This is a genomic window from Rhodoferax sp. (assembly GCF_028688795.1).
Lineage (GTDB): Bacteria > Pseudomonadota > Gammaproteobacteria > Burkholderiales > Burkholderiaceae_C > Rhodoferax.
Window position 1 is genome coordinate 1 of the sequence record NZ_JAQTXM010000001.1, and the last position, 16,996, is coordinate 16,996.

General features: G+C 56.3%; 20 protein-coding genes and 1 pseudogene. 7 read left to right on the forward strand and 14 right to left on the reverse strand.

Annotated features, from left to right (window positions below; all coding sequences use genetic code 11):
- Window positions 1–294: 294 nt before the first annotated feature.
- From PHQ58_RS00005 to PHQ58_RS00030, 6 genes are all read right to left on the reverse strand, one after another.
- Entirely contained in the window at window positions 295–732 is a 438-nt protein-coding gene (locus PHQ58_RS00005; protein WP_300105488.1) for a universal stress protein, read from the reverse strand.
- 74 nt (window positions 733–806) lie between these two features.
- Window positions 807–1,568: a 2OG-Fe dioxygenase family protein gene (locus tag PHQ58_RS00010; RefSeq protein ID WP_300105490.1), complete on the reverse strand. Its 762-nt coding sequence runs from the start codon at window positions 1,566–1,568 to the stop codon at window positions 807–809.
- Between the two features lie 45 nt (window positions 1,569–1,613).
- Window positions 1,614–3,239 (reverse strand): NAD(P)-binding protein, encoded by a 1,626-nt coding sequence (locus PHQ58_RS00015; protein WP_300105491.1) that lies wholly within the window; start codon window positions 3,237–3,239, stop codon window positions 1,614–1,616.
- Between the two features lie 2 nt (window positions 3,240–3,241).
- The gene (locus PHQ58_RS00020; RefSeq protein ID WP_300105493.1) at window positions 3,242–4,234 is read right to left on the reverse strand and encodes a thiamine pyrophosphate-dependent enzyme; all 993 of its coding nucleotides are present in this window, start codon (window positions 4,232–4,234) and stop codon (window positions 3,242–3,244) included.
- Between the two features lie 24 nt (window positions 4,235–4,258).
- Window positions 4,259–5,512 (reverse strand): transketolase C-terminal domain-containing protein, encoded by a 1,254-nt coding sequence (locus tag PHQ58_RS00025; protein WP_300105494.1) that lies wholly within the window; start codon window positions 5,510–5,512, stop codon window positions 4,259–4,261.
- Window positions 5,505–6,089, reverse strand: a complete 585-nt coding sequence (locus PHQ58_RS00030) for a 2-oxoacid:acceptor oxidoreductase family protein (RefSeq protein ID WP_300105497.1) — start codon at window positions 6,087–6,089, stop codon at window positions 5,505–5,507. The genes PHQ58_RS00025 and PHQ58_RS00030 overlap by 8 nt, the downstream gene beginning before the upstream one ends.
- Window positions 6,090–6,317: 228 nt before the next feature.
- Between PHQ58_RS00030 and PHQ58_RS00035 the strand changes: the two genes are divergently transcribed.
- On the forward strand, window positions 6,318–6,806 hold the full coding sequence (locus PHQ58_RS00035; protein WP_300105499.1) for a hemerythrin domain-containing protein: 489 nt from the start codon (window positions 6,318–6,320) through the stop codon (window positions 6,804–6,806).
- A 68-nt stretch (window positions 6,807–6,874) separates the two neighbouring features.
- Here the strand turns inward: PHQ58_RS00035 and PHQ58_RS00040 are convergent, their stop codons facing one another.
- From PHQ58_RS00040 to PHQ58_RS00055, 4 genes are all read right to left on the reverse strand, one after another.
- Window positions 6,875–7,033 (reverse strand): hypothetical protein, encoded by a 159-nt coding sequence (locus PHQ58_RS00040; protein WP_300105502.1) that lies wholly within the window; start codon window positions 7,031–7,033, stop codon window positions 6,875–6,877.
- Window positions 7,034–7,161: 128 nt separating this feature from the next.
- Window positions 7,162–7,836, reverse strand: coding sequence for a TrkA family potassium uptake protein (locus PHQ58_RS00045; protein WP_300105505.1), 675 nt, complete (start codon window positions 7,834–7,836; stop codon window positions 7,162–7,164).
- The gene (locus PHQ58_RS00050; RefSeq protein ID WP_300105506.1) at window positions 7,826–9,160 is read right to left on the reverse strand and encodes a TrkH family potassium uptake protein; all 1,335 of its coding nucleotides are present in this window, start codon (window positions 9,158–9,160) and stop codon (window positions 7,826–7,828) included. The genes PHQ58_RS00045 and PHQ58_RS00050 overlap by 11 nt, the downstream gene beginning before the upstream one ends.
- A gap of 22 nt (window positions 9,161–9,182) precedes the next feature.
- Window positions 9,183–9,539, reverse strand: a complete 357-nt coding sequence (locus PHQ58_RS00055) for a rhodanese-like domain-containing protein (protein WP_300105509.1) — start codon at window positions 9,537–9,539, stop codon at window positions 9,183–9,185.
- A 508-nt stretch (window positions 9,540–10,047) separates the two neighbouring features.
- On the opposite strand from PHQ58_RS00055, the gene ypfH reads away from it, so the two are divergent.
- The 3 genes from ypfH to PHQ58_RS00070 all read left to right on the forward strand — a co-directional run bounded on the left by ypfH (window position 10,048) and on the right by PHQ58_RS00070 (window position 12,070).
- Window positions 10,048–10,728 carry an esterase gene (gene ypfH, locus PHQ58_RS00060; protein WP_300105512.1) on the forward strand — a complete coding sequence of 227 codons (681 nt, stop codon included), beginning with the start codon at window positions 10,048–10,050 and terminating at the stop codon, window positions 10,726–10,728.
- A 289-nt stretch (window positions 10,729–11,017) separates the two neighbouring features.
- Window positions 11,018–11,494, forward strand: coding sequence for a helix-turn-helix domain-containing protein (locus PHQ58_RS00065; RefSeq protein ID WP_300105513.1), 477 nt, complete (start codon window positions 11,018–11,020; stop codon window positions 11,492–11,494).
- Complete coding sequence (locus tag PHQ58_RS00070; RefSeq protein ID WP_300105516.1) at window positions 11,495–12,070, forward strand: putative toxin-antitoxin system toxin component, PIN family; 576 nt, start codon at window positions 11,495–11,497, stop codon at window positions 12,068–12,070.
- A gap of 114 nt (window positions 12,071–12,184) precedes the next feature.
- On the opposite strand, the pseudogene PHQ58_RS00075 reads toward PHQ58_RS00070, so the two are convergent.
- Window positions 12,185–12,382 (reverse strand): annotated as a pseudogene (locus PHQ58_RS00075) (VOC family protein); the annotation flags it as partial.
- A 108-nt stretch (window positions 12,383–12,490) separates the two neighbouring features.
- Here PHQ58_RS00075 and PHQ58_RS00080 point away from each other — a divergent pair.
- Window positions 12,491–13,012 (forward strand): MepB family protein, encoded by a 522-nt coding sequence (locus PHQ58_RS00080; RefSeq protein WP_300105518.1) that lies wholly within the window; start codon window positions 12,491–12,493, stop codon window positions 13,010–13,012.
- 361 nt (window positions 13,013–13,373) lie between these two features.
- Here the strand turns inward: PHQ58_RS00080 and PHQ58_RS00085 are convergent, their stop codons facing one another.
- The 3 genes from PHQ58_RS00085 to PHQ58_RS00095 form a co-directional block, all read right to left on the reverse strand.
- On the reverse strand, window positions 13,374–14,204 hold the full coding sequence (locus PHQ58_RS00085; RefSeq protein ID WP_300105520.1) for an alpha/beta hydrolase: 831 nt from the start codon (window positions 14,202–14,204) through the stop codon (window positions 13,374–13,376).
- A gap of 262 nt (window positions 14,205–14,466) precedes the next feature.
- Window positions 14,467–14,847 carry a VOC family protein gene (locus PHQ58_RS00090; protein ID WP_300105523.1) on the reverse strand — a complete coding sequence of 127 codons (381 nt, stop codon included), beginning with the start codon at window positions 14,845–14,847 and terminating at the stop codon, window positions 14,467–14,469.
- Between the two features lie 222 nt (window positions 14,848–15,069).
- Window positions 15,070–15,219 carry a hypothetical protein gene (locus PHQ58_RS00095; RefSeq protein ID WP_300105526.1) on the reverse strand — a complete coding sequence of 50 codons (150 nt, stop codon included), beginning with the start codon at window positions 15,217–15,219 and terminating at the stop codon, window positions 15,070–15,072.
- Window positions 15,220–15,283: 64 nt separating this feature from the next.
- On the opposite strand from PHQ58_RS00095, the gene PHQ58_RS00100 reads away from it, so the two are divergent.
- Together PHQ58_RS00100 and PHQ58_RS00105 are read left to right on the forward strand one after the other, a co-directional pair.
- Complete coding sequence (locus tag PHQ58_RS00100) at window positions 15,284–15,694, forward strand: very short patch repair endonuclease (RefSeq protein WP_300105528.1); 411 nt, start codon at window positions 15,284–15,286, stop codon at window positions 15,692–15,694.
- 136 nt (window positions 15,695–15,830) lie between these two features.
- Window positions 15,831–16,967, forward strand: a complete 1,137-nt coding sequence (locus PHQ58_RS00105; RefSeq protein WP_300105530.1) for a DNA cytosine methyltransferase — start codon at window positions 15,831–15,833, stop codon at window positions 16,965–16,967.
- Window positions 16,968–16,996: the final 29 nt, after the last annotated feature.

Consider the following 16,996-nt stretch of genomic DNA (forward strand, 5'->3'; position numbering starts at 1 on the left):
TTGCATCGCCGCCATTTGCGCCATGAGGTCTTGCACCTGTTGCTGCAAGGGCCACAACATCCTGATCAGCTCATCCTTTTGTGCATGGCTGAGTTCGGTGAGGTCGGGCAGGGTTGGCATCAAAACCGATTCTCACTCACTATTTCATAGCGAACTCAAATTAATCTCCGTTGGGAGCTGAGTAGTTACGATAATTTACAATAAAATAGCTTCTAGCCCTTATAAAATAAGCGCTAGAAGCTACTAATTACATAGCATTTAAAGCAACTGAATGACGGGGTGACCCATCTCCCTTTAGTCGCGCACCACCAGCACAGGCAGCTTGGTGTGCGACAGCACCGCTTGGGCCACGCTGCCCAGCACAAATTTTTCCAGCCCGCTGCGGCCATGTGAACCCATAACGATCAAATCAGCGTCCAGCGAAACACCGGCCTCGACAATGCCACGCCACGCTGTGTGTGACTCAACCACCGACGTGTCAACCGTGACGCTGGCACCCGAAAACGCATCTTTGGCGGCTTTCACGGCCGCATTGGCTTCAGCCGTGGCAGCACTCAGGTACTCGGCCTGTCCGTAGGCAAAATCAGTGCCGACCCCAGTGAACGGGTACGGGTCAATCACATAGATCACCGTGACCCGGCTACCGAACGCCTGAGCCAAAGTGATGGCCTTGCCAACCGCCATTTGCGCCGTATCAGACCCATCGACAGGCACCAGGATGTGTTTGAACATGATTTACTCCTCAAAATTAGTGATGAACAGATTGTGAATCAGACGTTTGCCGGGATGTGCAGAATTCGCAAACTTCATACCCCATCAGCCTGAAAACTTTGGGCACGCAGCGTCACCACCAAGGTGTCACGAAAACAATCCTGTGGCGACAAGCCTGTCTGGAAAAGCGGCTGGATCGGCGTGGATTCATGGATCACCCGGACATCGTCCAGCAGCAGCACCGACCACGGCTCGATCAGGGTAAAACGTTGCCCATTGGGGCCTTCCACATCAAACACACGGGTTTCGCCGCCTTTGATATTCTGCCGGTTTACCAGAAACACCGCCACCATGTCGACGCCATCGCGATGCGCGCCCTCGGGCGTGGGGCGGCCAATGCCGTCGGTGGTGTCAATGCGAAATTGGTGCGCCTCGACAAACCAGGGCTGAGTGCCCTTGAGCGCAGAACACACGCTGCCCAGCCACAGCAACAACTGCGTCCACGCCGGCTGTGCCGTTACCGCGGGCGCAATGGGTTCAAACAGGCGCTGCATGCCACCGTGCAGCGCGTTGTATTCAAGCGGCTGCCAATGCGCGCGATGCGGTACCTGCGTCACAGCGCCACCAGTAACGACAAAACACGAATGCCGACGTCGCCGGTAATGGCCACCGTCTTTAAGGAAATTATCGGGTGGCAAATCAGACCACGCGCTGCCCAAGGCCTGCAGCGCCTGTGCAGAGCAACCGCTTAAGGCGCTCACACCATCAGACCCCAAAACGGCATAGCCCTGACGTTGCAGCGAGGTCGCACAGGCCGCCGGCTCAACAACCGGCGCAGAAGAAAAATATTGAGTCATGCCCCAACTTTAGCGCCTGGAAAACGCCGTCAGGTCCCACTGGCCCTATATTTCTTCAGGCACCATCTTGATCGCGCCACATGGGCACTCCGCAACACAAATGCCGCAGCCTTTGCAGTAGTCGTAATTGAAATCAAAGCCTTTGCCGGGGCCGAGCTTGATGACGGCGTTGTCGGGGCACACGCCATAGCAGTTGTCGCACTCAAAGCAGTTGCCGCATGACAAACAGCGCCGGGCTTCAAACAGGGCGTTGCTCTCATCCAGACCGCCCTGCACTTCTTCAAAGGTGGATTGACGGCGAATGATGTCCAGAATAGGCCGCACCGTTTTAGGCGCATCGCTGTAGTACCAGGTGTTGAGCAAATCGAAACTGGCGACTTCGCTCTTGGCTGGCGGCACATAGGCTTGGCCGCGCAACCAAGCATCCATGTTGCGCGCGGCTTTTTTGCCATGGCCAATCGCCACGGTCACGTTGCGCTCGGCAGGCACCATGTCGCCACCGGCAAAAATACCGTCGTGACCCGTCATCATCTGCGCGTTGACCTGAACCACACCATCTTGCACCGCCAAGCCTGGCACACCTTCAATCAGTGACAAATCCACGTCCTGACCCAGCGCCAGCACCACGGAATCGGCTTCCAGGGTTTCAAACTCACCGGTGGGCTGCGGAAAACCCTTGTCATCGAGCGCCATTTTTTCAACGGTGATGGACGACTCACCCGCCTGTTTGATGGTCGACAGCCACTTGATCATCACACCCTCTTGCAGCGCTTCTTCCACCTCAAAATCATGCGCCGGCATCTTTTCGCGGTTGCGGCGGTAAACGATGATCGACTCGGTGGCTCCGAGCCGCTTGGCGGTGCGGGCCACGTCAATGGCGGTGTTACCGCCCCCATATATCACCACGCGCCGCCCCAGCAGCGGTTTGTCTTCACCCTCCATGGAGCGCAGCACCGACACCGCATCGAGCACCTTGGCCGAGTCACCGGCTGGAATGTAGGCACGCTTGGCAATGTGCGCACCCACCGCCAGAAACACCGCGTCAAAGCCGCCGTCCAGCTTGGCCTGCAGCACATCCGTGACCTTGGTGTTGTATTCAATGCGTACACCCATGTCCACAATGCGTTGCACTTCGGCATCAAGCACCTGGCGCGGCAAGCGGTATTGCGGAATGCCAAAACGCATCATGCCGCCCGGCAGCGGCCCGGCCTCAATCACCGTCACGGCATGGCCGAGGCGCGCCAAGTGATACGCAGCAGACAAGCCCGACGGCCCGGCACCCACGACCATGACTTTCTTGCCTGACGGGGTGGCGGGCTGTGGCAACGTCCAGCCCTGGGCAATGGCCTCATCGCCCAAGAAGTGCTCGACCGAATTGATGCCCACCGGCGAATCCAACTGACCCCGGTTGCAGGCGCCTTCGCAGGTGTGGTAACACACTCGCCCCATGATGGCCGGAAACGGGTTGTCTTCCACCAGCGTGTTCCAGGCCTCCCGGTAGTTGCCGGATTCGGCATGAAACAGCCAGCCCTGGATGTTTTCACCGGCGGGGCATTGGTGGTTGCAGGGTGGCTTGCGGCTCAGGTACACCGGGCGCTCAGTGCGCCATGAACCGGTATGGTTGGCCAAAGAACTGCCGACATCGAGCGTGATGGCAAATGGTTTTTGCATGGTCATTCCTCCAGCAGGCCAAAACGGCGAATGTTACGGTCGGCCCGGTCTTGCAAGCGCGCCAGGGTGGCCACGTCAGGGCTTTTTCCAAACAGGTGGGCAAAGCGTTTTTGCGGCTTCAAATAGTCTTCCACGGGCACCTGGCGCCGAATTTTCAGCACACCAGTCACCTCGCCGCGCTCGGCTTCAAACACCGGAAACACGCCGCTTTCAACCGCCAGCCTTGAGAGCTTGATGGTGTCATGCGAAGCAGCACCCCAGCCCAGCGGGCAAGGCACAAAGATGTGGATGTAACGCGCGCCGTGCATCGTCATGGCTTTGGTCACCTTGTATTCCAGGTCACGCAAATCCGCCACGGTGGCGGTGGCCACATAGGGAATTTCATGGGCCATGGCGATTTGCGGCAGGTTTTTGCCCTGGCCGAACTCATTGCCCGGATGTGGCCCGACCGTCATGGTGGTGGCCGTGCGGGCCGCTGGCGGCGTAGCGCTGGAGCGTTGCACGCCGGTGTTCATGTAGGCCTCGTTGTCGTAGCAGATGTAGAGCACATCGTCGTTGCGCTCAAACATACCTGAAAGGCAGCCAAAGCCAATGTCGGTGGTGCCCCCGTCGCCACCCTGGGCCACCACGCGCACATCGCTGCGGCCTTTGGCCTTCATGGCCGCAGCTATGCCCGTGGCCACGGCTGCCGTGTTGCCAAACAGCGAGTGAATCCAGGGCATTTGCCACGAGGTTTCTGGGTACGGGGTGGAAAACACCTCCAGGCAACCGGTGGCGTTGGCCGCAATCAGCTGGCCGTTGGTGGCCGCCATGGCGGCATCAATGGCATAGCGCGCGCCTAGCGCCTCGCCGCAGCCCTGGCAGGCGCGGTGACCTGAGTTGAGCGAATTGCTGCGCGCCGCACCCGACTGCACGCTGCGCTGCTCGGGGGCGAGCAGGCGGTTACCGACAGTGAACGTGCCGGTTTGGTAAAACTTGACCAATGACTGTTCCATGATGTGTGTTCTGTGAGTTGGGTTTTAAACAACTTGCGTTCCGGCATTGCCCATGTCACGCAAGATACCCTCGGCAATCGGGCCAGAGCGACGTTGTGTTTTCTCGCGCTCCAACACCCGGTTGACCACAGCCCAGTCCAGGTCCAGAAAGGTCAGCAACTCCAGCTTGTCGGCAATCGCATCCAGCAGCAATTTATGAACCGACGTTTTTGTGATGGGCCGCCCACCCAAACCTGCCACCACAGTCAGGACCGGTTGCGGGCGGTTGCGCACGGCGCTGCGCACATCACGCGACACAATGCCGCCAATACCCACCGCGAAGCATTTCTCGATGACCACAATGCGTTTGGCATTGGCCGTGGCGTCACGAATGGCAGAAATCGGGAACGGCCTATAAGACGTGATGCCGAGCACCCCAACCTTGATGCCCTCGGCACGCAAATCATCCACCGTGTCCTTGATGGTGCCCAGCACCGAGCCCAGCGCAATCACGATAGTTTCGGCATCTTCGGTCTGGTAGGTTTTGATCAGCCCACCTGAATCGCGGCCAAACTCTTTTTTGAACTCGGCGGCGATTTGCGGAATTAGGTCCAGCGCCTGCATCTGTTTGGCATGGGCCAGGTAACGCACCTCGGTAAAGGCCTCGGGGCCGACCATGGCGCCAATCGTCACCGGGTCATTCGGGTCCAGCACCTGGCGCGGCTCGTAAGGCGGTAAAAAGCGGTCCACCTGTGCCTGATCAGGCATGTCAACCCGTTCATAGGCATGGGTCAGGATGAAGCCGTCCATACACACCATCACCGGCAATGACAACTCTTCGGCAATCTTGAAAGCCTGAATGTGCAGATCCAGCGCCTCCTGGTTGGTCTCGGCAAAAATCTGCAGCCAGCCGGCATCGCGCATGCTCATGCTGTCAGTGTGGTCGTTCCAGATGTTGATGGGCGCGCCAATGGCCCGGTTCGCCACCGTCATCACAATCGGCAACCCAAGGCCGGACGCGTTGTACACAGCTTCTGCCATGAACAGCAAGCCCTGGCTGGCGGTGGCCGTGTAAGAACGTGCACCAGCGGCTGATGCGCCAATGGCCACACTCAGGGCGGCAAATTCGGATTCGACATTGATGAACTCGCACGGCGTCAACTCGCCCGACTTCACCATCTCCCCCAAGCCTTCCACGATGTGGGTTTGCGGCGAAATCGGGTAGGCACAAATGACTTCTGGGCGGCTCAGCGCCACGGCTTTGGCTACGGCATGCGAGCCTTCGCATTGTTCAAGCATGTTGTGTCTCCTCGGCGGCCTGTTGCATGACAAGATTGAAGGCCTCAATGGCTGCGGCCTTGTTGCCAACAGCTACGGCTCCTTTGAATTTGTCGTCAATGGCGCGCTCGACCGCTTCCAGTGAAATCAAGCCAGTCAGGGCAGCAAACGCGGCGAGCAACGGCACATTGGGAACGGCGCGGTTCACATGTTTAATGGCTAACTCGGACGCAGGCACGGTCAGCAAATGCGCTGGCTTGAAATCTTTGACAAAATCGCCCAGCCCCATTTCCTCAAAGCTGCGGGTGGTGTTGATCAGAATAAAGCCGTCTTTTTTAAGCCCGCCCAGCACATCCACCTGATGCAGCAGCGTGGGGTCCTGAATGATGATGGCATCGGGCTGCATGATGGGTTCACGCAGGCGAATCTCACGATCGTCCATGCGGCAAAAAGCCACCACCGGAGCCCCGGTGCGCTCAGAGCCAAAACTGGGAAAAGCCTGCGCATGGCGGCCTCCCAAAAACGCAGCGATGGACATCATCTCTGCACCCGTGACAACCCCTTGGCCGCCACGTCCGTGAATACGAACCTGAAACATGTGTGTCTCCTCAAATGTTGGTGGGACAGGCAGGCAATGCGTCTGCGGCCCTCTTTTTGCAACAGGCCGAATAGTGAACCCATAAAAAGGAGCCAGTTTTGATGTAAATCAACTTATAGACTCATCAAGGCTTACCGGGGCTCGACATCACAAATCCATGACTTGGATCAACTCGGCTAATGCCCAGCTTAAGTATGCTTCGCGCTTTATTTTTCTAAGGATTTCGGAATGCCCACGCTGCAATGGTCTGACACGCTGGCTCTTGGCTTGCCTGAGATGGATGACACCCACCATGAATTTGTAGACCTGTTGGCGCAAGTTGTCAACGCTAGTGATGACACGCTGCTGCCGTTGTGGCGCAAGTTGGTGGCCCACACCGACGAGCACTTTGCCCGCGAAGACCGATGGATGAAGACTACTGGTTTCTCCAGCACCAACTGCCACACAACGCAACACCAAGTGGTGCTGCAAGTGATGCGTGAGGGCGACAAACGCGGCACTGCGGGCGAATTGGCCGTTGTGCGGCAAATGGCGGACGAATTGGGCACCTGGTTTCCCATGCACGCGCAGGCCATGGACGCCGCCCTGGCACTGCACCTGCGCAACGTCGGCTACGACCCACTGACTGACCAAGTCAGCATGCCGAAAGCCCTGCCTGCCGAGGCCATTCACGGCTGTGGCGGATCAAGCTGCGCAACCGAAGGCGCCCCACATTGACTATCGAGACGTAAAAATCAAACAAAAAAAGGCCCCAAGCAAGGGGCCTTTTTTTATCTGATCAAGCGTTATTTCACCGCGGCTTTGCTGCTTGGGGCAACTGGACGCGTTTGAATGAACTTAGCCGCTGCTTCTGCCAACTTGCGTTTGCGCTCCAGGTTGAGCCTTTCGAGCTCCGCGTGGTTGCTTTTCTTCATGTTGGGGTCTTTACCGAATACGCCTGCCATAGTGATGATTCCTTTGGTTCAGTCTAACTCATTCATGCATTGACCCGTTTGACTGAGAACCCATTACCCGAAACGATAACTGCCAGAAAGACGGCCTTGCCAAGCTTGGTCCTGATTTCTCGTAGATCTCAATACAGCGCGGCAAACCGCTCTACCTGGCGGGTTGGGCCAGCGACGATCAGATGGTCGCCGGGCTTTATCTCAGTGTCGGGTTTTGCGTAAATAAAGTCCTGATGCCGGCGTTTGATGCCCACCACGGTGATGCCATGGCGTTTACGCACATCTGACTGCGACAGCGTTTTTTTGTGCGTTTCCATCGGTGAGCGCGTCTTGGCAATTGCAAAACCATCGTCAAACTCAATGAAGTCAATCATCTTGCCGGTCACCAAATGCGCCACGCGTTCCCCCATGTCTGTCTCTGGGTAAACCACATGGTGCGCGCCCACGCGCTCAGCAATACGCCCATGCTGCGGGTTATTGGCCTTGACCCAGATGTCTTTCAGGCTCAGTTGGCTCAGGTTCAACACCGTGAGCACGCTGGCCTCAAGATCGCTGCCAATGCTCACCACAGCATGCGCAAAATCCTGCACCCCAAGCTGGCGCAGGGTTTCGATATCGGTGGAATCTGCCTGCACCACGTGGGGCAAGATGCCTGAGAGGTTTTGCACGGTTTCTGCATTGCTTTCAATAGCCAGCACATCGTGTCCAAGCTGAACCAGCGAAGTGGCCACACCGGTGCCAAAGCGGCCCAGGCCGATCACCACCACGCTACCAGCGAGCGATTTAACTTGTTTATCCAACAATGGGTTTCTCCTCAGGGTAACGGTAATTGCGGCGCGACTGGTTGGTAGCAATGGCCACCGCCAGTGTCACTACACCCACGCGCCCGATGAACATCAGCGCGATCAAAATGAATTGGGCGCCGGGCGCCAGCTCAGCCGTGATGCCAGTGGACAGCCCCACGGTGGCAAACGCCGAGATGACCTCAAACAGCACCTTTTCATAAGGCAGCGTGGTCAGCGGCAAAATCATCAACATGGCCAGTGCGATCGTCGCTGAGCCCAGCGCCACCACCGTCAAAGCCTGGCGCTGCACTGACGTGGCAATACGCCGCCCGCGAAACTCCACGTCCGGGTTGCCACGAATCTCGTTCCACACCACCAGCACCAACACAAAAAATGTGGTGACCTTGACGCCTCCTGCGGTACCTGCGCTGCCACCACCGATGAACATCAGGGCGAAATGCAGTGCCAGCGACTCGTTGGTCAGACCGCCAATGTCGACAGCATTAAAACCAGCGGTACGCGCGGATACCGATGTGAACATGGCCGCTAGGCCTTTGGTTGCCCAAGCCATCGGGCCAAGCGTTTTGGGGTTGTCCATTTCCGTCAGAAAAATAAGCACCGCACCGCCCAGAATCAGGGCAATAGAGCCCCAAACGGTCAGCATGGTGTGCATTGACCATTTCGGCTTGCGCCGCTCGCGCGCCACCATCAGCTCCTGCAGCACCGGAAAACCAAGGCCGCCAATGACAATGGCCAGCATCAGCGGCACCAGCACAAAAGCGTCGCCCACAAAACGCATCACACTGTCGCTCCAAGTGGAGAAACCAGCATTATTGAAAGCTGACACCGAGTGAAACACGCCCTGCCACAGCGCCTCGGTCCAAGGCATGCCGTAACCCAGGGCAAAACGCAGCGTCAAGACCGCCGCCATGACCAGTTCTGTGACCAACGTGACCCAGAACACCACCTTGGCCACACTCTTGACATCGCCCAGAGCCAGCGAATGCGTTTCTGCCTGCAGCAAACGCTGGGTGCGCAGCCGCATCGACCCGCTGACCAGCAGGCCCATCAGGGTGGCGGAGGTCATCATGCCAAACCCCCCCAGCTGAAACAGGGCCATGATAATGCCCTGGCCAGCGCCGCTCCAGTAAGTGCCGGTATCCACCACCACCAGCCCGGTCACACACACGGCAGAGGTGGCGGTGAACAGCGCCGTCAAAAACGGCGCAACCTCCCCTTTGGCATGGGCCAGCGGCAACATCAGCAAGCCGGTTCCCAGCAAGATCACGGCCAAAAATGACAGCACCAGGATGGTGGAGGAATGCAGGGTGTCGATCTTCAAACCGCGGACTCAATCAAAATATTCAGGGCAAAAACTTGCGCCAGGTGCCCACGTTGTAAACCCGCAGGTAGCCATTCTTCTTCAGCACCATTTTGGCCATGCCACTGCGTGTGCCGCTGGCACAACACAAAACCACCGGGGCGGATTTGGGCAACTCTGCCAGCCGGCTGCCCAACTCCGGCAAGGGAATGTTGATGGTTCCGGGGGCACTGCCACTGGCAAACTCTGCCGCCGAGCGCACGTCCACCAGCACAGCGCCTTCTTTTTTCAGATCGGGCAACAAGGCCAGCACGCGCCTGGAATTCCACCACTTGTACCCAAACCAAAGCGCCAGCGCCAAGAATGGCCAATACTGCTCAAATAAAACCTTCAAATCCATAAATAATCCTGTCTAGCTTGCGTGAATAAAGCGCCAGAGGATAAACGAAAGCAGCCTGGCCCCCCACACTTTCCGTTGACCCAGCCAGCTATGCGAGGCAGAGTACGGCGAAACGGCCCCAGCCAGTGCGCAGTTCAAGCAGGTTTCCCTTGACTGCAAAACATTGGGGGCAGACTTCAAGACTGGAACCGCCCAATCTGCGCGCAAGCCCCAGATCAAGATAAACGCCACCGGAGTTGGACGTCGGCCATTTGGATGCTGCTGATCGCGGCCATCCTCGCACCGCAGTCCTGACGCAGCGCAGCCAGTCGCACCTGGCCGCATCAGCCGTGCCGTGGGCGGACATGGCGTTGGCCCGCGCCAAAGGCAACAGCCACCAACAAGCAGCTTGCCCCAGCGCCGGTTCCAGTGTTGCACGCATGGCCCCACTATCTTGTACGCTTGGCAGGTGCACCGATATGCACGCCTTAGGAACCGATCATTTTTTTCTACCGCGCAAGGCCTTACCGTGTCTGAATCCATCATCATTCAACAACCCGCTCAAGCGGCGCAGCAACTCATGGTTTTGCACCATGGCGTGGGTGCGAACGCACAGCACTTAAGCCCCCTGGAGCAACATCTGGCGGCGCTTTTTCCCAACGCCTTCATCGTCAGTGTGCACGCCCCCTATGCAGCCGATACCGCCACGGGTGCCCAGTGGTTTTCGGTTCAAGACATTACCGAAGAGAACCGCCCCGCGCGGGTGGCCGAGGTGATGCCTGCCTTCATTCACAACCTGCGGTATTGGCAGCAAACCAGCGGCGTGTCGGCCAGCGCCACGGCCGTTGTGGGGTTTTCGCAAGGTGCCATCATGGCGCTGGAGGCCGCGCAGGCGCAAGCAGGGCTGGCAGCGCGCATCGTCGCCCTGTCCGGGCGCTATGCCCAACTCCCCACCCATGCGCCAGAGAAAACCACCCTGCACCTCATTCATGGCAAGTCAGACCCCGTCATTCATTACGGTCACTGCGTGTCTGCGGCAGAGCGTTTGGTGGGCTTGGGGGGTGATGTCACTGCTGACGTCATACCTTTTTTAGGCCATGAGATCAATGAAAAAGTGATGGACTTGGTGGTGGAGCGCCTAACCGGCCATATTCCCCAACACCGATGGGACGAAGTGCAAAAAGCGGCGGCGCAGCAAGCCGACCGCTGAAACACCGCCACCTTGTGTTGCAGGGCTGGTACGGTTCAAACCTTGATGGAGAAGTACCTGTCACGACTCTGAGTGTGTGAAGCATGAACAAATCAGTAAACCGCGTCATGGTCGCCCACGTTCACCGGGATGATTTGCTGGTCTTGAATCAGACATGTCGCCGGATCGAGTACGAAGCACACACACGACTTGATTTGTTTAATTCGAATGTTTCGTTTACTTCGAATAAATGCTAATATTCTCAAGTTCGCTAAGCCTTACCCAAGGCAACTGCACGAAGGAAAATCCCATGAAAGATCAAGAAGTACTCGACCCTGCCAACGAAGCCGAAGCTGAAATGGCAGCGGTGGCCCATCAATGCCTGATGACGGCGCTGGACCATTCCAAGGCGGATCACATCGACGTCATTCTTGATGTCGGTTCGGATGGCGACCCCAAACACGAAACACCTGTGCTGAAGCTGCCGCCCCGCGCCTTGCGCTTTTTTGCCGACGTGCTGCGGCAAATGGCCAAACAAGAGCCCATGCTGCTGGTTCCGCAAAAGCACGAACTCACGACCCAGGAGGCGGCCAATTTTCTGAACGTATCACGGCCTTTTGTAATCAAGGAAATCGAAGCCAATCGGCTCAAGTGCCGAAAGGTCAACCGCCACCGCCGAATTGAATTTGAAGAACTGCGCCGCTACCAGACCGCGCAGCAACAGCAATCTGAGCAGGCCCTGCAAGACCTGACCCAACTGTCTGAAGAGCTGGGGTTGGAGTTTTAAGTGGCAGGCTCAGCGCGCTACACCGCGATTCTGGACGCCAATGTCCTCTATCCGCAATTGATCCGCGACACCCTTCTGAGTCTGGCCGTTGAGCGCCTCTACCATGCGCGCTGGAGTGCCACGATTCATGACGAATGGACGCGTAACCTGGCCAAAGACCGACCAGAACTCGCCGCCAAATTACCATTAGTCGTTAAACGGATGAACGCCAGCGTGCCGGACTGTTTGGTAACGAATTACGAAAAACTGGCTGACACCATCGAATTGCCAGACCCTGACGACCGCCATGTCGTTGCCGCCGCCATTGTTGGTCACGCAGACGCCATCGTCACCTTCAACACCAAAGACTTTCCGGCAGCTGTACTGGAGCCCTACGGCATTGAAGTGCAACACCCCGATGAGTTCCTGATGAATCAATTGCAGTTGCAGGCCATACCAGCGTTGAGCGCCATCAAAAAAATGCGTGCCCGCTGGACCAACCCGGCGCGGCCAGCGCAAGAGCTGATTACAGCGTTTGAGAAACGAGGCTTGCCTATGACGGCTGACTTGTTGCGTGAGGCCGTTACGCTAATTTAATTGGTCAAATAAGGCTACAACCCCCGTATTACATGCGTTAGAAGCTATTAAATACAGAGCGAACGCAAATCAAATAAACGCATCAAGTGACCCCCCTGCGCGCTGTGGCCTGACTTAATTGGCGGGCCGGTGTACCGCGCAAATCTTGTTGCCGTCCGGGTCACGCCCATACGCCAGATAGACCTGACCCACCGAGAGCTCACGAAACCCCGGCGGGTCTTCACAAGAGGTGCCGCCGTTGGCAACGCCCGCCGCATGGAAAGCGCTCGCTTGTTCGGGTGACTGCATGGCAAACCCGATGGTGCTCACGTTCATCCACACCCAGCATCACATGATTGAACATAGATTTCACAGTTGGGCCCAAAGCGGGAAAAGTGGGTATGCGGGAATACTACCGTGTTCACCCGGCAAAATATCCCCATGCAAAACACCCCTGCGACAGACCTCATGGCCGCCCACGCTTTGGCCTACGCCCCCTGCGGTTTCACCTTGAGCGCCCTGGCGGCCGAACCCGAGAGTGCAGACTATGGCGCGTGCGCCTTGGTGCTGAACGGTTTGCGCATCCGCTTTCGGGTGGCCAAAACCACGCCCACCAAAACGGGCCAATTTGTCACACTGTGGAAGCGCGTAGGCGGGGGTCCCATCCAGCCGTTTGAGCTGTCTGATCCAGTGGATACTTTTGTGGTCAGCACCCGCAGCGGGCCGAATTTTGGACAGTTTGTATTTCCCAAAGCGGTGTTGGCGGCCAAGGATGTGGTGGCCAAAAGCGGCCAGGGCGACAAACGGGCCATTCGCGTCTACCCGCCGTGGGCCAGCGCGACCAGCCGCCAGGCGCACAACACGCAGACCTGGCAAGCCGCCTACTTTATAGACCTATCGGCCGGGAAGCTGGTGGATTTGGCACGCGTGCAGGCCCTATTTATAAATCAAACAAGCCTCTAGCCCCCGTGCTAACTGCGCAACCAGCTATTAAATATGGAGTAGATGGCGGGCAATCCCTTGCACATCCGCGCTAACGTGGCGACATACATCACCCCCCATACCTTTACATCCACGCGGCAAACACCAAGGGTCTGATGCCAAAACGCACAGCGCTCGGCCCCGCACCAAAACAAGGGCCTCGGGCGCCATGCTGAGCGCGAACTCGATGGTGGCCTACAGGCTCGCCACCTTTGACACCAGCGGAAACGCCGACGAATTGTGAATTGTCGGGATTGGAAATACGCTGAAATTTTAGGCAACCGCGTCAATGCGGCGCCCATAGCCAAGACCAAGCGGATACAACTCACTGCGAAAAAAATTCCTATGGAGTGTGCTGAAACATGTCCAGCACGGATTGGACATAGGCATCAAGCGCCAGAAGATACGTGTTGGAATGCGTACCGCCTTGCACAACCAAAAGGCGTGAGCCTTCAGGAATGGCGCCGGTTGCACGCAAGGCTTCGATGGGGGTTTGCTCATCGGCTGTGCCCTGAAACACAATGACCGGGAAGGGTGTCGATGCGGACAAGGCTTCCATCAGGGTGTAGTCGTGCGAGAGTAAGCGGGACACCGGAAGTTGCGCGATGGGCGCCAAGTACCAGCGCGAGCGGAGACGAGCAACAAGGGCTGACGACAGCGACGGCGTCGCAGCATCAAGAACCAGACCAGCGGGATGCGCAACACCTGCAGCGTAGGCGGCGAGCATGGCCCCGAGCGAGCGGCCAACGAAAACGGTTCTTCCTGGTGTGCAGGTTTGACCCACGATGCTAAGTGCCTGCTGAGTGAGGTTTTGGACCTCGCTCAACTCGGAACGACCCGACGCGTCATCTTGACCAGGATAGGTCAATGCGAAAACTGCAATGCCTTTTGCCATGAAGCTCGGGAATAGATTCTTCTCGTACGACGAAATCCCGCCATGTTGCCCAGGAAAGAAAACAACGCAGCCAAGCTGTGGCGCACCGTAACGTCGAATGAGCATGACGTTGCCAGTCCGTCCGATTACTTTGTGTATGACGGATCCTGTCGGCTTGTTGGGGGATGGGGTTGAAGGGAAGAGGAATCGGTCAATTTCAAAATGCAGCAAATATGCTGCTGCACTGAAATACAGCACCGCAACGGCGATGACAAGCACAAGAAAGCCGCGTAACTTCATGAGTGGCATACCTTGTCCAGTGCATGCAGCTTCTCAAAGAAGACCCGAAATAACAGCCAGCAGAAATTGCACATGGATACTGCCAATATGGATATCTATTTACTGATGCCTGTTTGATGAGATGGTGGAGAGTTTGGCAGTTGACTTTGTTGGTCAAATCAGGCTCTAGCCACCGTATTACATGCGTAAGCAGCTATTAAATAGATATCGAACGCTAATCAAAGAAGTGCATCAGGTACCCCCCTGGGCGCTGCGGCCTGACTTAATTGGCGGGCCGGTGTACCGCGCAAATCTTGTTGCCGTCCGGGTCACGCACATACGCCAAGTAGACCTGGCCCGCCGCGAGCTCACGAAACCCCGGCGGCTCTTCACAAGTGGTGCCGCCGTTGGCAACGCCCGCCGCATGGAAAGCGTTCGCTTGCTCGGGTGACTGCATGGCAAACCCGATGGTGCTGCCATTGCCGTGCGTAGCGGGCTCGCCGTTGATGGGCGTGGTGATGCCAAAGGTGCCTGTGGGGCTGCGGTAGAAATACCGGCTCTTGTTGGCAACCCCCGGGCCGATGCCAAGCGTTCCCAAGAGCGCGTCGTAAAACTTCTTTGAGACCTCAAGATCATTCACACCCAGCATCACATGATTAAACATAGCTTTCTCCGTTGGAGCCCTTGATTGGGCGAAAGTGGACCGGGTGCATGGTAGGCGATCCGCACCAGCGCCGCAGCTGCCGAGGGACACCGTGCCCACTTGGCTGGATCAGCAAGTGATGCACCTGCAAAGTTATTGATCAAATCAGGCTATAGCCAATGTATTACCTGCGTTGGCAGCTACTAATAAAATAGCAATCAGAAATCCAAGGGACCCCGGACATTAGAAGAAACTGGACCGGCGAATTTTGAGGTTGCCGTTGAGGCGCCCATTCAGGTCGATAAGTTGCCCCAGGCTGCCTTCTTGCAAATGGGGATCATGCTGGCCCGCCTCGACAAACCCGGTGATCGTCAGGGGTGCTGCATCGTTCACGCCATTTGTCCACGCCAAATCCAGATTGGGGATTTGAGAATTGGGTATTTCATAAAATGAGCCGATGGATACGCTCACCCCGGCGCAACGGTCAGCATGCATGTCACGAGTGCGCTCAAAAGACACAAAACCAGAGATGATCGTTCGCCGGTTACTGCACGGGCGCGGTTTTAGGTATCGTCTCCACGATAAACGTCTGCCCGGTAAACCAGACCTGACTTTCGCTGGACGGCGTAAAGTTATCTTCGTACATGGCTGTTTTTGGCACATGCATGAAGGATGTTCGCACGCTGGCATTCCAAAATCCCGACTCGACTTCTGGAAATCGAAGCTGGAACACAACCGTTCGCGCGATCAAATGAATGTTGCGCTGTTAGAAAAGATGGGGTGGCGCGTTCTCGTAGTGTGGGAGTGCGAACTGCGCGATATGAATGCTGTCACAACCAAATTGGAGAACTTTTTGAACAAAGAATGATGTGTTTTATTTAAATTTTGCAGCTAAATAAACGTCGCCGCCCCAACGGGCGGGGTGTAAACGCGCCGTGGTTTAAAACTTGGGCGAAGTTGGTATGCTCTAAGGTTATCAATTTATCGCCAAGTACTGAACGCTGATGAGCAAAACCATAAAAATAATCGACCTCTTCGCTGGTGCAGGGGGATTTTCACTTGGTGCCGCGAGGGCTGGAATGCGCGTAGTTTCATCAGTGGAAATCGACCCGTTTGCCAACGAAACGCACTATCGAAATTTCCCAAATACCAACCATTTAGGCCACGATATCGCATCTCTTGGCGGCGCTAATTTGATGCAAGAAAGCGGGCTTCAGCTAGGTGAGCTTGACGGTCTTATCGGTGGTCCGCCATGCCAAGGCTTTAGCACGATTGGTCGCCGCGATCCTGATGATGCGCGAAATTCACTTTTCAGTCACTTTATGAGACTAGTTGGCGAGACTCAACCTCGATTTTTTGTAGCAGAGAACGTCCCAGGCATTCTGCAAGAGAGAAATAAAGAAGTGCTTGCTGCCGCACTAGCCTTACTTCCCGCCAACTATGTACTTCTCAAACCCACCAAAGTAAGTGCGGCAACTTTGGGTGCACCAACAACGAGAACACGGGTTTTTTTTGTTGGTTTTGATCCGTTGCGATGTGGCGACTTGACCGCGGATATCTTTGAGCCCCTACCAAACCAAAAATTGACAACGGTTAAAGATGCCTTGGCAGGTCTGCCAGAAAAAATTAATCCAAATTGGCAATCGGATGAAGATAGCTGGCGTCCTGTTGAGGAGTTAGCGCCTTCATTTTTTAACACCAGAGCGCAGTCGCTTATTCCAGAAGGTGTTGGTGATCAATTTGCAATTGATGCCTTTAATGAACATAAATATACGTCAGGGTGTTTTGGCACAGTTCATGGCCCACTAATTGCTGAACGCTATAGAAACTTAAAACCGAAAGAGCAAGATCAAATATCAAAGTCAACCAGGTTAGATTTCAATGGGTTTTGCCCGACATTGCGCGCTGGAACAGGCCGCGATAAGGGTAGCTATCAGGCCGTCAGGCCAATTCATCCTTTGGAGGCCCGCGTAATCACACCGCGGGAAGCGGCGAGATTACAGGGGTTTCCTGATTGGTTTCTGCTGCATCCAACGAAATGGCATAGTTTTCGTCAATTGGGAAATAGCGTATCACCAATAGTCGCTGAACGAATTTTGACCGCCATTGCAGCGAAGCTTGGCGGCCAAGCTAACCGCTAAGGCCTTGGTTGTAATTTCTTCAGTTGGTT

Bases quoted from the DNA above. Each gene is read 5' to 3' on its own strand.
- PHQ58_RS00005 (WP_300105488.1), bottom strand. From the start codon at position 732: ATGTTCAAACACATCCTGGTGCCTGTCGATGGGTCTGATACGGCGCAA.
- PHQ58_RS00010 (WP_300105490.1), bottom strand. From the start codon at position 1,568: ATGACTCAATATTTTTCTTCTGCGCCGGTTGTTGAGCCGGCGGCCTGT.
- PHQ58_RS00015 (WP_300105491.1), bottom strand. From the start codon at position 3,239: ATGCAAAAACCATTTGCCATCACGCTCGATGTCGGCAGTTCTTTGGCC.
- PHQ58_RS00020 (WP_300105493.1), bottom strand. From the start codon at position 4,234: ATGGAACAGTCATTGGTCAAGTTTTACCAAACCGGCACGTTCACTGTC.
- PHQ58_RS00025 (WP_300105494.1), bottom strand. From the start codon at position 5,512: ATGCTTGAACAATGCGAAGGCTCGCATGCCGTAGCCAAAGCCGTGGCG.
- PHQ58_RS00030 (WP_300105497.1), bottom strand. From the start codon at position 6,089: ATGTTTCAGGTTCGTATTCACGGACGTGGCGGCCAAGGGGTTGTCACG.
- PHQ58_RS00035 (WP_300105499.1), top strand. From the start codon at position 6,318: ATGCCCACGCTGCAATGGTCTGACACGCTGGCTCTTGGCTTGCCTGAG.
- PHQ58_RS00040 (WP_300105502.1), bottom strand. From the start codon at position 7,033: ATGGCAGGCGTATTCGGTAAAGACCCCAACATGAAGAAAAGCAACCAC.
- PHQ58_RS00055 (WP_300105509.1), bottom strand. From the start codon at position 9,539: ATGGATTTGAAGGTTTTATTTGAGCAGTATTGGCCATTCTTGGCGCTG.
- PHQ58_RS00065 (WP_300105513.1), top strand. From the start codon at position 11,018: ATGAAAGATCAAGAAGTACTCGACCCTGCCAACGAAGCCGAAGCTGAA.
- PHQ58_RS00080 (WP_300105518.1), top strand. From the start codon at position 12,491: ATGCAAAACACCCCTGCGACAGACCTCATGGCCGCCCACGCTTTGGCC.
- PHQ58_RS00085 (WP_300105520.1), bottom strand. From the start codon at position 14,204: ATGAAGTTACGCGGCTTTCTTGTGCTTGTCATCGCCGTTGCGGTGCTG.
- PHQ58_RS00090 (WP_300105523.1), bottom strand. From the start codon at position 14,847: ATGTTTAATCATGTGATGCTGGGTGTGAATGATCTTGAGGTCTCAAAG.
- PHQ58_RS00100 (WP_300105528.1), top strand. From the start codon at position 15,284: ATGGATACGCTCACCCCGGCGCAACGGTCAGCATGCATGTCACGAGTG.
- PHQ58_RS00105 (WP_300105530.1), top strand. From the start codon at position 15,831: ATGAGCAAAACCATAAAAATAATCGACCTCTTCGCTGGTGCAGGGGGA.